At 72.8% G+C, this 14,284-nt stretch carries 13 protein-coding genes and 1 pseudogene; 13 read left to right on the top strand and 1 reads right to left on the bottom strand.

Annotated features, from left to right (window positions below; genetic code table 11):
* Positions 1 to 119: 119 nt before the first annotated feature.
* The 13 genes from AB4880_RS07395 (at position 120) to hemB (ending at position 13,449) form a co-directional block, all read left to right on the top strand.
* Positions 120 to 1,727 (top strand): class I adenylate-forming enzyme family protein, encoded by a 1,608-nt coding sequence (locus AB4880_RS07395; RefSeq protein WP_367918568.1) that lies wholly within the window; start codon positions 120 to 122, stop codon positions 1,725 to 1,727.
* Complete coding sequence (locus AB4880_RS07390; RefSeq protein ID WP_367918567.1) at positions 1,724 to 1,963, top strand: glutaredoxin family protein; 240 nt, start codon at positions 1,724 to 1,726, stop codon at positions 1,961 to 1,963. The genes AB4880_RS07395 and AB4880_RS07390 overlap by 4 nt, the downstream gene beginning before the upstream one ends.
* Positions 1,964 to 2,024: 61 nt before the next feature.
* The gene (locus AB4880_RS07385; RefSeq protein WP_367918566.1) at positions 2,025 to 2,546 is read left to right on the top strand and encodes a hypothetical protein; all 522 of its coding nucleotides are present in this window, start codon (positions 2,025 to 2,027) and stop codon (positions 2,544 to 2,546) included.
* Entirely contained in the window at positions 2,543 to 4,027 is a 1,485-nt protein-coding gene (locus AB4880_RS07380) for a hypothetical protein (RefSeq protein ID WP_367918565.1), read from the top strand. Before AB4880_RS07385 ends, AB4880_RS07380 begins: the two co-directional genes overlap by 4 nt.
* 10 nt (positions 4,028 to 4,037) lie before the next feature.
* The gene (locus tag AB4880_RS07375) at positions 4,038 to 5,036 is read left to right on the top strand and encodes a glycosyltransferase family 2 protein (RefSeq protein ID WP_367918564.1); all 999 of its coding nucleotides are present in this window, start codon (positions 4,038 to 4,040) and stop codon (positions 5,034 to 5,036) included.
* Positions 5,033 to 5,437 (top strand): GtrA family protein, encoded by a 405-nt coding sequence (locus AB4880_RS07370; protein WP_367918563.1) that lies wholly within the window; start codon positions 5,033 to 5,035, stop codon positions 5,435 to 5,437. Before AB4880_RS07375 ends, AB4880_RS07370 begins: the two co-directional genes overlap by 4 nt.
* Before the next feature lie 112 nt (positions 5,438 to 5,549).
* Positions 5,550 to 6,272, top strand: coding sequence for a redox-sensing transcriptional repressor Rex (locus AB4880_RS07365; RefSeq protein WP_367918562.1), 723 nt, complete (start codon positions 5,550 to 5,552; stop codon positions 6,270 to 6,272).
* Between the two features lie 76 nt (positions 6,273 to 6,348).
* Entirely contained in the window at positions 6,349 to 7,656 is a 1,308-nt protein-coding gene (locus tag AB4880_RS07360; RefSeq protein ID WP_367918561.1) for a glutamyl-tRNA reductase, read from the top strand.
* Between the two features lie 2 nt (positions 7,657 to 7,658).
* Positions 7,659 to 8,651, top strand: coding sequence for a hydroxymethylbilane synthase (hemC, locus tag AB4880_RS07355; RefSeq protein ID WP_367918672.1), 993 nt, complete (start codon positions 7,659 to 7,661; stop codon positions 8,649 to 8,651).
* Entirely contained in the window at positions 8,648 to 10,336 is a 1,689-nt protein-coding gene (locus AB4880_RS07350; protein WP_367918560.1) for a bifunctional uroporphyrinogen-III C-methyltransferase/uroporphyrinogen-III synthase, read from the top strand. Before hemC ends, AB4880_RS07350 begins: the two co-directional genes overlap by 4 nt.
* Positions 10,337 to 10,524: 188 nt before the next feature.
* Entirely contained in the window at positions 10,525 to 11,052 is a 528-nt protein-coding gene (locus tag AB4880_RS07345; RefSeq protein WP_367918559.1) for a SigE family RNA polymerase sigma factor, read from the top strand.
* Positions 11,046 to 12,410: a hypothetical protein gene (locus AB4880_RS07340; protein WP_367918558.1), complete on the top strand. Its 1,365-nt coding sequence runs from the start codon at positions 11,046 to 11,048 to the stop codon at positions 12,408 to 12,410. The genes AB4880_RS07345 and AB4880_RS07340 overlap by 7 nt, the downstream gene beginning before the upstream one ends.
* Positions 12,411 to 12,453: 43 nt before the next feature.
* On the top strand, positions 12,454 to 13,449 hold the full coding sequence (gene hemB, locus AB4880_RS07335; protein ID WP_367918557.1) for a porphobilinogen synthase: 996 nt from the start codon (positions 12,454 to 12,456) through the stop codon (positions 13,447 to 13,449).
* A 170-nt stretch (positions 13,450 to 13,619) separates the two neighbouring features.
* Here the strand turns inward: hemB and AB4880_RS07330 are convergent.
* Positions 13,620 to 14,284, bottom strand: a pseudogene (locus AB4880_RS07330) (hypothetical protein); the annotation flags it as partial.

Genomic DNA, 14,284 nt, shown 5'->3' with positions numbered 1-14,284 from the left:
CGCTGCTGGAGGTTCAGCCGGCGGGGTCGGTCGGCGGGTGCCATGGCGCAACCCTAGTGGGCCGCGGGGTCCTGCGGAGTCCGGCCGAAGACGTCATCTCGCACGCGTAGGATCCCCCCATGTCGCAGCCGGACGCTCCTGTCACGCCCGACGTGGCCGCCCTCGTGGCCGAGGCCGCGGCCGATCTGCCCGACCGGCTGGCGGTCGTCGAGGCCGGCGGTCGCGGACTGACCTGGGCCGAGCTCGACGAGGAGGTGAGCCGGGTCGCGACCGGGCTCGGTACGGCGGGCGTGCTCGCCGGGCACCGGGTGCTCTTCGCGCTCGGCAACCGGCTCGAGTTCGTCACGACGTACCTCGGGGTGCTGCGGGCGCAGGCGGTCGCGGTGCCGGTCAACCCGGGCTCGACCCCCGCCGAGCTGGCCGGGATGCTCGTCGACTCCGGTGCCCGGATGGCGATCGCCGACGACGCGACGGCCGACGCGGTGCGCGAGGCGATCGGCCGCACCGAGGTCGCCGCCGCGGCACGCGACGAGGGCCGGCCGCTGCCGCGGATCGTGCGCGTGGGCGGCGCGGCCGCCCCCGACGAGCTCGCCTACGACGACCTGCGCGCCCCCGACCCGACGCCGGTCCCGCCGCTGCAGGACCCGGAGAAGCTCGCCGTCCTGCTCTACACGAGCGGCACGTCGGGCCTGCCCCGCGCGGCGATGCTCACCCACCGCGCGCTGCTCGCCAACGTCGAGCAGGTCGCGACCGTCGAGCCGCCGATGATCCACCCCGACGACGTCGTCCTCGGCGTCCTCCCGCTGTTCCACGTCTACGGCCTGGGTGCGGTGCTCGGCGGCGTGATCCGGCACCGCGCCAAGCTGGTGCTGACCGACCGCTTCGACCCCGAGGGCACGCTCGACCTGATCGAGGACGAGGCGTGCAGCGTCGTCCCCGTCGCGCCGCCCGTGTTCGCCGCCTGGCGCGGCCTCGACGCGTTGGCCGAGCGGCTCGGCCCGGTGCGGATGATGCTGTCCGGCTCGGCGCCGCTCGCGGCCGAGACGGTCGAGGAGTTCAGCGCCCTGGCCCAGGTCCCGATCCACCAGGGCTACGGGCTCACCGAGGCGTCGCCGGTGGTGACCAGCACGCTGCAGTCCGACGAGGTGAAGGCCGGCTCGGTCGGCGCGGCGCTCGAGGGCATCGACCTGCGGCTGGTCGACGAGGAGGGCGTGCCGCTCGACGGCAGCGCTGCCGACGACCCGGGCGAGATCCAGATCCGCGGCCGGAACCTGTTCAGCGGCTACTGGCCCGACGGCGCCGACGGACCGGGCGACGACGGCTGGTGGTCGACCGGCGACGTCGGCTTCCTCGACGGCGACGGCGACCTCTTCCTCGTCGACCGGGTCAAGGAGCTGATCATCGTCTCCGGCTTCAACGTCTACCCGACCGAGGTCGAGGCGGTGCTCGCCGAGGTCGAGGGCATCCGCCAGGCGGCGGTGCTCGGCACGCCCGACGAGCGCACCGGCGAGGCCGTGGTCGCCTATGTCGTGCCCGGCGACCCGGCGGCCGACCACGACGCGTTGGTGGCCGCGGTCCGCGCGCGGGCCGAGGAGCTGCTGGCGCCGTACAAGCGCCCGGGCCGCATCGAGGTGGTCGACGCGCTGCCGCGCACGGTGACCGGCAAGATCCGCAAGGGCCAGCTGCGCGGCCAGGAGCGGCGCAAGGCGCTGGGGATCCTCGAATGAGCGCCCGGGTCACGCTCTACAGCCGGCCCGGCTGCCACCTGTGCGACGACGCGCGGGCGGTGATCGAGGCGGTCTGCGCCGAGCTGGGTGAGAGCTACGAGGAGTTCTCGATCGACGACGACCCGGCTCTCGCCGACCGGTTCGCCGAGGAGATCCCGGTCACCTTCGTCGACGGCAAGCAGCACGATTTCTGGCGGGTCAGCCCGGATCGCCTCCGCAGGGCCCTTCACCCCTGACCGTATTCTCGGGCCCATCATGGGCCTGTCTCCTCGTCTGCCCGCACGTGCCAGGTGGCTCGTGGGGCTCGTCGCCGGTGTCGCGGTCGTCGTCGTGCTGCTCCTCAGCCACGGCTTCGGGCGCGCGGTGCCGACGAACAACTACCGGCCGCCGCTCCCGCCGGACGCGCTCGCGACCGGCTGCTTCCCGCTGCCCGACGGCGCGCTGCTCGACGTACCGCACCAGATCCGGCAGGACGGCAACGTCGCGACCGCCACGGGCCCGCGGCGCCGGCTGGTCGGCCAGTTCGACCTGATCGGCCGGGACGCGGCGCTCGACAAGATGGTCGAGGCGTTCACTCGGGTCGGCTTCGTCGCCGGCACGCCGGAGGACGACGGCGACCTGCGTGCCGTCCGGCTGACCAAGGGGAGCGAGACGGTGACCGTCTCGGCCGCCCCGTATCCACACACCGGCCCCGGCAGTCTGGTCCGCGGCCAGTTCGTCATGGACCTGCCGGTCATCACCGCCGCGAAGGACGACCCCGTGTGCAGCGACCCGAAGTCGACCAAGCGCTGGAACGGCGACCAGGTGATGCCCCAGTGAGCGCCCTGACCCGTCGCCTGCCCGCGGCGCCGGTCCTGCTGGGCTGGCTGGTCGTCGCGCACGTGGTGCTGAAGATCCTGGTCTTCCCGCTGGTCATGAACGTGCCCGGGCACGGCGACGAGCAGGCCTACCTCAACGGCGCGATGGCGCTGTCGAACACGATCCGCGACCTCGCCGGGGCCACGACGCCCCACTGGGCCGAGCTCGACCGCAACTTCGTCGCCTCCGGCTGGTTCATGCCGGGCATGTCGATCGTGGTCGCGCCGCTCTACCTGGTCGTCCCGGACGCCGGGCCGGGGCTGGTCCGGCTCTACATCGGCGTGCTCATGCTCATCCTGTTCGTGCTCGTGCTGCGCCGGGTCTCGGCGACGCTCGGGCCGAAGTGGGCGGTCGTGATCGCGGTGTTCCCGGGCCTGGTGCCGATGTGGGTGATCTTCACCTACGGCGCCTGGGGCGACACCGCCGCCGGGCTGCTGATGGTGCTCGTGTCGCTGCGGCTGATCGAGATGTTCCGCGGCTTCCGCAAGGGCGAGGCGCCGTCGATCAAGGACGGCGCCGTGCTCGGCCTGCTCAGCATCGCCGCGCTCTACCTGCGCTCCAGCACCTCGATCCTGCTCGCCGGGCTCGGCGTCGTCACGCTGATCGCCGCCGTCGTCCTGCTGCGCGGGAAGGTGCTGCGCCGGGCGCTCGGGGCCGCCGCCGTCGCGGGCGTGCTCTTCGTCGCGCTGCTCGCGCCCTGGTCGGCGTACGCCTCGCACGTGCTCGGCGGCCGGGTGATCACCACGACCACCGTCCCGACCGTCGAGGCCAACACCTTCGGCGACCGCTCGCAGGTCTGCTTCGGCAAGTGCGACCCCGACAGCACGCTGTGGTTCCGCCCGCTGCGCTACGCCCGCGAGGTCGGGCGGGCGACGGGCACCAGCGAGGTCGACGTCCTCAAGCAGATGTCGGACTACGCGCTGGCCGACGTGACGGTCGGCGGCTATCTCGAGCAGGTCGACCACAACCTGGCGGCGTACGCGCTGCAGCCCGCGATCTTCATCGAGCACCTCACGCCCGAGGGCGGCCGCGGGACCTTCGGGTCGATCGGGGCGGGCGCGGCCGAGATCGCGACCTGGCTCCTCTACTTCCCGGTGCTGCTGCTCGCCGCCGCCTCGCTGGTGACGGTCGCGCGCCGCAGCCTGGAGGCGCGGGTGCTCGACGTCCTCGTCAAGCTCGTGCTCGGCGCGCTGCTCGTGCAGCCGTTCGTGCACGTCGCTGGCGGGCGCTACTGGACGACCGCCGGGCCGTTCTTCGCCATCGCCGCGACGATCTTGGTGCGCGAGCGGTTGATCGGCACGCGCCGGATGCGGCCCCCGGACGACGGCGTCCTCACCGCCACCGACGCCCGGATCGTCACCTGGCTGGGCCGGATCCAGGTGTTCCTCGCCACCGCGGTCGCCGTCGTGGCGATCGTCCTCGCCGCTTCCACCGTCTTCTAGGGTCGTGAACATGGCTGACGCTGATCGCCGCCGGATCGCCTACGTCCTCCCCGTCTACAACGAGGAGGAGAACATCGGCGTCTTCCACGCGGCGCTGGTGGAGGCCACCAAGGCGCGGCCCGACCTCGACTTCGAGTTCGTCTATGTCGACGACGGCTCGCGCGACGCCTCGCTCGAGCGGCTGGTCGAGCTGCGCGGGCTCGACTCGCGGGTGAGCGTCGTCCAGTTCTCGCGGAACTTCGGCCACCAGCTCGCGGTGACGGCCGGTCTCGACCTGGTCGCCCGGGCCGGCGACGCCGACGCGGTGATCGTCATGGACACCGACCTGCAGGACCCGCCCCGGGTCAGCCTCGAGATGATCGAGCGCTGGGAGGACGGCGTCGACGTCGTCTACGCCCAGCGCCGCACCCGCAAGGACACGCCCTTCAAGCGGGCCACCGCGTGGGGCTTCTACTGGGTGCTCGACCGGCTCGCCTCGATCGAGATCCCGCGCAACGTCGGCGACTTCCGGCTCATGGACGCCCGGGTCGTCGCCGAGGTGGCGCGCTACCGCGAGCACGACCGCTTCCTGCGCGGCATCGTCGCCCACGTCGGCTTCCGCCAGGAGGCGCTGCTCTTCGACCGCGACGAGCGGCACGCCGGCGAGACCGGCTACCCGCTGCGCAAGATGCTCAACTTCGCCGCCAGCGGCATCCTCGGCTTCTCGACGACGCCGCTGAAGATGATCTCGCGCTTCGGCTTCGCGATCTCGGCGTTCAGCCTGCTGCTCGGCTGCTACGTCCTCTACGTCCGGCTGTTCCGCCCCGACGAGTCGGTGCCCGGCTGGGCCTTCCTCGGCGTCGGCATGTTCATGCTCAGCGGCATCCAGCTGATCATGATGGGCGTCATCGGCAGCTATCTGGGCCGGGTCTACGTCGAGGCGCAGGACCGACCCCTCTACACGCTCGCGATGGTCGCCCGCGACGCCTCGCCCGACGGCTCCGCCGGGCCGCGGGGGCACGCTCGGTGAGGCACCGGGCGACCGCCGTACGGTTCGCGGCGGTGGGGGTGTGCAACACCGCCATCGACACGGTGGTCTTCGTGCTGCTGCACGGGGCGCTCGGCATCACCCTCGCCAACTTCGTCTCGACCAGCGCCGGCATGGTCTTCAGCTTCGTGGTCAACGGACTGTTCACCTTCCGCGCCGAGCGGCTGACGCTGCGCCACGCGCTCCTCTTCGTGGCCTCGACCGGGCTGGTCATGTGGGTCGCGCAGCCGCTGCTCATCCACGGGTGGCTGTGGGCGCAGTCGTCGATCTGGTTCGCCAAGCTGGCCTCGATCGGGTGCAGTCTGGTGCTCAACTTCGTGGCCTACCGCTACGTCGTCTGGCCGGCTGAGCACCGGGGCGAGGAGACCCCCGCGCGAGCGTGATGTGACCCATCTCCAGTTGCGCTCTCGCCCATTTTGTTCTCACGTTCACAAACTCCTACAGTGATCGAGTCGGGCCCCACTGAACCGCTGGGCACGACTGGAAAGCGGAGCTGTGACCACACGGAGTTCGACGGATGCCGCCCGGGTCATCCCGGAGGCCACGGTCGCCCGGTTGCCCGTCTACCTGAGGGCGCTGACGGCGCTGGCCGACGACGGCATTCGCACCTGCTCGAGCGAGGACCTCGCGACCGCAGCGGGCGTCAACAGCGCCAAGCTGCGCAAGGACCTGTCCTACCTCGGCAGCTACGGCACCCGCGGCGTCGGCTACGACGTCGACTACCTCCGCTACCAGATCGCCCGTGAGATCGGGGTCACCCAGGACTGGCCGGTCGTCATCGTCGGCATCGGCAACCTGGGGCACGCGCTCGCCAACTACTCCGGCTTCCGCAGCCGCGGCTTCCGGGTCGTGGCGCTGCTCGACGCCAACGAGCTGGTCGTCGGGCAGACCGTCGCCGGGGTCGTCGTCCGGCCCTTCGACGACCTGGAGGAGATCGTCCACGAGCACGACGTCGCGATCGGCGTCATCGCCACGCCGGCCGTGGCCGCGCAGGACGTCGCCGACCGGATGGTCGCCATCGGCATCACCAGCATCCTGAACTTCGCGCCGGCCGTCGTGGCCGTGCCCGAGGGCGTCGACGTGCGCAAGGTCGACCTGTCGATCGAGCTGCAGATCCTCGCCTACCACGAGCAGCGCAAAGCCAACGGGCACGAGCCGATCCCGGCCGGGGCCGCGGTCGACGGCACTGCCGACGCAGCAGGAGGAGGGGCAGCATGAGCGAGCGCAGCGAGCGAATCCGTCGATGCGGTGTCTCGGGACGCTCCTCGGCGCCCGGAGCGAAGCGAGGACGTCGATGAGCGTCCTGGTCGTGGGCATCTCCCACAACTCCGCGCCGGTGGCGCTGCTCGAGCGGGTGGCGCTCGACCACGACGGCGTCGTGAAGCTGATGTCCGACGCGGCGTCGTGCGAGCACGTCACCGAGGCCACCGTCATCGCCACGTGCAACCGGCTCGAGATCTACACCGAGGTCGAGCGCTTCCACGGCAGCATCGAGCAGCTCTCGCGGCTGCTCATCGAGCGCGCCGGCGAGACCACCGAGGCGATGCTCCCGCACCTCTACGTCCACTACGACGACGGCGCGATCTCGCACCTCTTCCAGGTCGCCGCGGGTCTCGACTCGATGGCGGTCGGCGAGGGCCAGATCCTCGGCCAGACCCGCGACGCGCTGCGCCGCGGCCAGGAGCTCGGCACCGTCGGTCCCGCGCTCAACCTGCTCTTCCAGCAGGCATTGCGCGTCGGCAAGCGCACCCGCGCCGAGACCGAGATCGACCAGGTCGCCCCGACACTGGTGAGCGCCGCGCTCGACGAGACGGCCGAGGTCGTCGGCCCCACCGAGGGCAAGTACGTCGTCGTGGTCGGCGCCGGCGCGATGGCCGGGCTGGCCACCGCGACCGCGAGCCGTCTGGGCGCCGCTCATCTCTCGGTCGTCAACCGCTCGATCGACCGCGCCGTGCGCCTCGCCGCGCAGTACTCCGGTGAGGCCGTGCGCCTCGCCGACCTCAGCGACGAGCTGGGCCGCGCCGACATCGTGATCAGCTGCACCGGCTCCTCCGGCACGATCATCGACCGCGCGCTGCTCGAGTCCGCCCGGGGCGGCGTCGACCGGCCGCTCGCGCTCATCGACCTCGCGCTGCCCCACGACATCGCGCCCGACGTGGCCGACCTGCCCGGCGTCCGCCGGATCGGCCTGGCCGAGCTCGGCGACCTGCTCCACGGCGGCCCCACCGGCCGCGAGGTCCAGGAGGTGCGACGCATCCTCGGCGAGGAGGTCACCGCCGTCCTCGCCGCGCGCCGCCAGGCGAGCGTGACGCCCACCGTGGTCGCGCTGCGCTCGATGGCGACGTCGGTCGTCGACGCCGAGATGACCCGGCTCGAGAGCCGGCTGCCCGCGCTCGACGACGCCACCCGCGACGAGATCCGGCAGACCGTGCGCCGGGTCGCCGACAAGTTGCTCCACGAGCCGACCGTCCGGGTCAAGGAGCTCGCCAACGAGCAGGGCGCCGTGTCCTACGCCGCCGCGCTCGCCGAGCTGTTCGCGCTCGACCCCGAGGCGGTCGACGCGGTGACCCGTCCCGTCGTCGTCGAGGAGGGCGCCCCGTGACCCTGCGCATCGGAACGCGGCGCAGCGCGCTCGCGACCACCCAGTCCGGCCACGTCGCCGCCGCCCTCACCGAGAAGCTCGGCGTCGAGACCGTCCTGGTCGAGATCACCACCGACGGCGACCGCAGCCAGGCCGCCGGCACGCCGCTCGTCGGCGCTCCCTCGATGGGCGTCTTCGTCAGCGCGCTGCGCGACGCGCTGCTCGCCGGCGAGGTCGACGTCGCGGTGCACTCGCTCAAGGACCTGCCGACCTACGCCACCGAGGGCATCACGCTGGCCGCCGTACCCGTGCGGGAGGACCCGCGCGACATCGTCGTGGCCCGCGACGGCCTCACCCTCGGCGAGCTCCCGCCGGGCAGCAAGGTCGGCACCGGCTCGCCGCGGCGCGTTGCCCAGATCGAGGCGCTCGGCCTCGGCGTCGAGGTGCACGGCCTGCGCGGCAACGTCGACACCCGCATCGGCCGGGTGCGCGAGGGCGTCCTCGACGCCGTCGTCCTGGCGCGCGCCGGCCTGGCCCGGCTCGACCGGCTCGACGAGGTCACCGAGGTGCTCGACCCGCTGCAGGTGCTGCCCGCTCCCGGGCAGGGCGCGCTCGCCGTCGAGTGCCGCAGCGACGACGCCGCCACGATCGCCGCGGTGGCCGCGCTCGACGACCCCGCCACGCGCGCCGCCGTCGCCGCCGAGCGGTCCGTGATGGCCGTCCTCGAGGGCGGCTGCGCGGCCCCGATCGGCGCCCTGGCCGAGCTCGCCGAGGGCGACGACGGCCCGGAGCTCTGGCTGCGCGCGGTCATCCTGTCCACCGACGGCGTGCTCTCCGTACGCCGTTCCGCCAGCGCGCCGCTGGGCGACGACCCGGCCGGCTGGTCCGCCGCCGGCACCGCCCTCGGCGCCTCCCTTGCCGCCGAGATGCTGGTCGACGGCGCCGCCGAGCTGATGGCCCCCCACGACTCGACTTCCCACCAGTCCGCACGATCTGCAGAGGTGCACAACGCATGACGCGAGCCACCGCAGCCAAGAAGGCTGCCCCGACTCCCGCCGCTCCCCAGGCCGCCCAGCCCGGAGGTGTCGCCTTCGTCGGCACCGGTCCCGGTGACCCCGACCTGCTGACCGTGCGTGCCGTGAGGCTGATCGAGGACGCCGACGTGATCATCACCGAGGAGCCCGGTCACGCCGACCTGGTCCGGGTGATCCGCAGCCGCGCCGCCCAGGCCCGCGTCCCCGCCCCGGGCGAGGTCCTCGACGACCCGGTCGACCCCGAGCTGATCGACGGCGGCTTCGGCGAGGACGGTCAGCCGCTCACCCACGCCGCCCGCGCGAAGGTCGTCGTCAAGCAGGCCAAGCGCGGCCTGCGCGTCGTCCGGCTGCTCGGCGGTGACCCCTTCCTCTACGCCTCGGGCCCCGAGGAGGCGCAGGCCGTCGCCAAGGCCAACCTCGGCTTCGAGGTCGTCCCCGGCGTCTCGTCGGTCGGCGCGGTCCCGGCCTACGCCGGCATCCCGCTCACCACCAAGGACCACCGCGAGATGGCCGTCGTCACCTGTGGCGAGAAGGTCGACTGGAGCAAGTACGCCGACACCCCGACCCTCGTCCTGCTCTCGGCCGTCGGCCAGATCGGCGACATCGCCAAGCAGCTCGTGGCCGTGGGCCGCGCGCCGCAGACGCCGGTCGCGATCACCCGGGTCGGCACCACCACCGAGCAGCAGACGGTCACCTCGACCCTCGAGCACGTCGCCGCCGACGCGCGCGCCGCGCGGATCTCGCCGCCGGCGATCATCGTCATCGGCGCCGTCGTCGACCTGCGCGAGAAGCTGTCGTGGTTCGAGACCAAGCCGCTCTTCGGCTGGCGCGTCCTGGTGCCCCGCACCAAGGAGCAGTCGGCCTCGCTGTCCAACCGGATCCGCGAGTTCGGCGGCGTCCCGGAGGAGGTCCCCACGATCTCCGTCGAGCCGCCCCGCAACCCGCAGCAGATGGACAAGGCCGTCCGCGGCCTGGTCGAGGGCCGCTACGAGTGGATCGCCTTCACCTCGGTCAACGCGGTCAAGGCGGTGCGCGAGAAGTTCGAGGAGTACGGCCTCGACGCCCGCGCCTTCTCCGGCCTCAAGATCGCCGCGGTGGGCGACAAGACCGCCCAGGCGATCGCCGACTGGGGCCTGCGTGCCGACCTCGTCCCCTCGGGCGAGCAGTCCGCGGCCGGCCTGCTCGAGGTGTGGCCGGAGTACGACGAGATGCTCGACCCGATCAACCGGGTCTTCCTCCCGCGCGCCGACATCGCCACCGAGAACCTGGTCGCCGGCCTGATCGACCTGGGCTGGGAGTGCGACGACGTCACCGCCTACCGCACCGTCCGCGCGGCCCCGCCGCCGGCGCCGACCCGCGACGCGATCAAGACCGGCAAGTTCGACGCGGTCGTGTTCACGTCGTCCTCGACCGTGCGCAACCTGGTCGGCATCGCCGGCAAGCCGCACCCGTCGACGGTGATCGCGGTCATCGGGCCGGCCACGGCCAAGACCGCAGAGGAGCACGGCCTGCGCGTCGACGTCCTCGCGCCCAAGCCGGACGTCGAGCTGCTCGTCGAGGCCCTCGCCGGCTTCGGCGCCGACCGGCGCGCGGCGCTGCTCGAGGCCGGCGAGCCGGTCACCAAGCCGAGCGACCGCAAGCCGTCCGCGCGGCGTCGCAAGGCCTGAGCGCGCTTGTAACTCGGTGTTCGTGGATCTGCCACGGTGCTGTGACCGGTCACAGCACCGTGGCAGATGCCGTTTTGCTGTGGTGGACGACCGAACACCGAGTTACATGAGCCTGCACATTCCGGCCAAGGACCGTGCAACCTGCCCCGGTGGTCACTGCGTTGGACCGGTCATGGAGCGAGTGACCGATGCGTGAGCGTGACGAGGACGCCTTCGTCGAGTTCGCGCAGAGTGCCCGGACCCGGCTGCGGCGGACGGCGTACCTGATGTGCGGCGACTGGGACCGCGCGGCCGACCACGTCCAGGAGGCGCTGATCCGGGTGTACGTCGCGTGGCCGCGGCTCACCCGGGCCGGCCGCGAGTACGCCTATGCCCGCCGCGCGGTGGTCAGCGTCGTGCTCGACCACGGCCGGCGCCGGTCGAGTACCGAGATCCCCGCCGAGCCCGACCCGCAGCTGTCGTCCGGCCATGACCTGGCCGAGGCGGTGACCGCGCGCGAGGCGCTGCTGTCGGTGATGGCCCAGCTGCCGCCACGCCAGCGCGCGTGCGTCGTCCTGAGGTACTTCGAGGACCTCAGCGTCGCCGACACGGCGCGGGCGCTCGGGTGCAGCGAGGGGACGGTCAAGAGCCAGACGGCGCGTGCGCTGGACCGGCTCCGCTCCGTGTTCGAGGACTCGCCGCTCGGCGAGCTGACCCTGGGAGGCGGAACATGGTGAACGACGTGCGCGCGCTGCTGCAGGAGGCGGCGGCGACCCCGCCCGGCGACGACACCGACCTCTCGGCCGTGCTGCGTGCCGGCCGGGACCGGGTGCGCTGCCGCCGGCGACGGACCATCGGCGGGCTGGGGCTGGCCTCGGTCGCCGTGGCCGGGATCGTGGCGCTGACCTCGATCACCGGCACCGTCGACGGCGGCAAGGACGGGCCGGCGGGCAGCCGGGTGCCGACGCCGGAGGGGCCGGTGCTGAGCCTGCGCGAGGCGCGGCAGGCGGTCGCGGGCAAGCAGTACGACGTGCTCAGCTCCTACGCCAACAAGGACCTCAACGCCGCGAACGGCGAGTACTACGCCGGCGTGAGCGACGACGGCCTGATCCTCTTCCAGGACGGCCCGAAGGGCGCACACAACCGGATCCGCTGGGCACTGCTCGACCCGCAGACGGGGGAGAAGGACTGGCTGCCGGCGCACGCGATCGAGGCCAACCAGCGCCCGATCCGGGTCGGCGCCGACCGGATCGTGATCGTGACCGATGTCGACGGGCTCGGCTCGGGCCTGCGTGCGGAGGTGTTCGACCGCCGTACGCGCGCCTGGAGCACACTCTCGTGGCCCGGCCTTCCGCCGAGCGCCGAGATGCTCTCGGCCCAGGTCGCGCCCGACGGCCGGCTGTACGTCGGCGTGCCGGCGCACACGAGCGAGCCGCCCCCGGGCGGGTGGCCGACGCAGCCCGACGGCGACGCCGAGGACGCCGGCGCGGGCGGCGACACCTACGAGCTGTGGTCGGCGTCGCTGACCGACGCGTCCGACGTACGCGACGAGGGGCTGGTGGTCGGCAGCTTCGACTTCACCCGCGACAGCCTGGTCTGGTCCGACGCCACCAACGGCATCAACCGGCGGATCCACGTCCGCGACCTGGCGACGGGCGTCGAGCGCGACTTCGACCCGCGCTCGGGCGCGCGGTGCAACCTGCTCGGGTTCGGGGCGACCGCCGACCGGATCGTGCTCAGCCAGTACTGCGGCACCTACGCGAACGGCCGCGACGACCGGGTCCAGATCCTCACCGCCGACGGGCGGCCGGTCACCACGATCCAGGGCGACGACATCGGTGGCTATATCGCCGACGCCGGCACCGGCGACGGGCACCTGGTGGAGATCGGGTCGCACTTCGGCGACACCGAGGGCACCTACGTCTACGACCTCGACACCGACCGGCTCTGGCAGGTCACCGACAAGACGGCGGCCTGGGACGTCAGCGGGCCGACGCCGCGCCACCGGCTGCTGTGGGGCACGCCATACGGCGCGGGCGCGGGGCCGGACGGGATGGACCAGGGCGCGACCCAGTGGCTGGTGCGCTGGCGCTGAGCCTGCGGCGGGGCGGCTGGGGGGCTGCGCGAGAATGGGCCCCATGAGCGAGTTCCTGCGTCCGATCGTCCGTCCTCGCCGGCTGCGGACCTCCGCCGCGATGCGTGACCTGGTCGCCGAGACCTCGCTGCGGCCCAGCCAGCTGATCCTGCCCGCCTTCGTGCGGGAGGGGGCCTCGGAGCCGACGCCGATCGGCTCGATGCCGGGCGTGGTCCAGCACAGCCGCGACTCGCTGCGCAAGGCGGCGGTCGAAGCGGCCGAGGCGGGGCTGAAGGGCATCATGCTGTTCGGCGTCCCGGTGACCAAGGACGCCGTCGGCTCCGGCGCCACCGACCCCGAGGGCATCCTCAACGTGGCGATCGCCGACGTCGTCGCCGAGGTGGGCGACGCACTGGTCGTGATGGGCGACCTGTGCCTCGACGAGTTCACCGACCACGGCCACTGCGGCGTCCTCGACGCGACCGGGCGGGTCGACAACGACGCCACCCTCGAGCGGTACGCCGACATGGCCGTCGTCCAGGCCCGGGCCGGCGCCGGCCTGGTCGGGCCGAGCGGGATGATGGACGGCCAGGTCGCGGTGATCCGCGACGCGCTCGACGCGGCCGGCTTCACCGAGACCGGCATCCTGGCCTACTCGGCGAAGTACGCCTCCGCCTACTACGGCCCCTTCCGCGAGGCCGTCGACAGCTCGCTGCAGGGCGACCGCCGTACCTATCAGCAGGACGGGCGCCGCAACGCCAACGAAGGTGTCCGCGAGGCGCTGCTCGACATCGAGGAAGGCGCCGACATCGTCATGGTGAAGCCGGCATTGGCCTACCTCGACGTGCTGCGGCGCGTGGCCGACGCCGCGCGCGAGCTCGGCGTGCCGACGGCGGCGTACAACATCTCGGGGGAGTACTCGATGCTCGAGGCCGCCGCCGCCAATGGCTGGATCGACCGCGAGCCGGCGATCCTGGAGACGCTGACCTCGATCCACCGTGCCGGCGCCGACATGATCCTCACCTACTGGGCCACCGAGGCCGCCGGCCTGCTGCGCTGAGCTCCGTCCCCCAGGTGGGGACGGTCTCACCCGGCATTCCTGTCCCGAATCGGCAAGATCCTGGACGGAAATGCCGGGTGAGACGAGGAGACCGACCCCGAAAACGGACGAGAGCCCCGGACCGGGGGGTGGGGGTCCAGGGCTCTCGCGGGTCGTGCCGTGCTGAGCGACTACGGCGTCTTGAGGCCGTAGCTGATCATGCAGGTGAGCAGCTGCACCGACTGGGTGAGCTTGGGGTAGGCCTTCTGGCAGGCGTCCTTGGCCTCGTCCTTGGCGAGCAGGCCGAGCACGCCGCTGATCAGGTTGGACGTGACCGCGCCGACGCCCGAGTCGACACCCTCGACGACCGGGTCGAGCGGGGTGTTGGTCTTGGGGATGGTCACGCCGCCGCCCGGCTTGGGCAGGCCCGGGGTGCCACCGGTGCCACCGGTGCCACCGCCCGGCGTGCCGGGGGTTCCGCCGTTGCCGGGGGTTCCGCCGGTGCCCGGGTCGGTCGTGCCGCCGGTGCCGCCACCCGTGGTGCCGCCGCCGGTCGAGCCGCCCTTGCCACCCTTGCCACCGTGGTTGCCCTTGGTGCCGTGGGTGTTGAAGCTCGGCGGCTCGGGGACGATGTAGCCCGCGGCGGTCGAGTTGTTCGGCACCGAGGTGAAGTCGCCCTCGAGGTAGGCGTTCATGATCTTGAGGACCAGGTCGACGTAGGCCTGGCTGTGGTTGTAGCGGTAGACCGCGGCGCGCTGGCCGACGACGGTCGACAGGTCGCCGTCGCCGGAGCACAGGTAGACGGCGGCGGCGAGGGCCGCGTCGTCGATGTCCTGCGGGTTGCGGGCCGCGTCGT

Origin of the sequence: Nocardioides ginsengisoli (assembly GCF_039537225.1) — a bacterium.
GTDB lineage: Bacteria > Actinomycetota > Actinomycetes > Propionibacteriales > Nocardioidaceae > Nocardioides > Nocardioides ginsengisoli.
The sequence above is the reverse complement of the archived record's forward strand: the minus strand, read 5'-3'. Positions and strand labels throughout refer to the sequence as shown.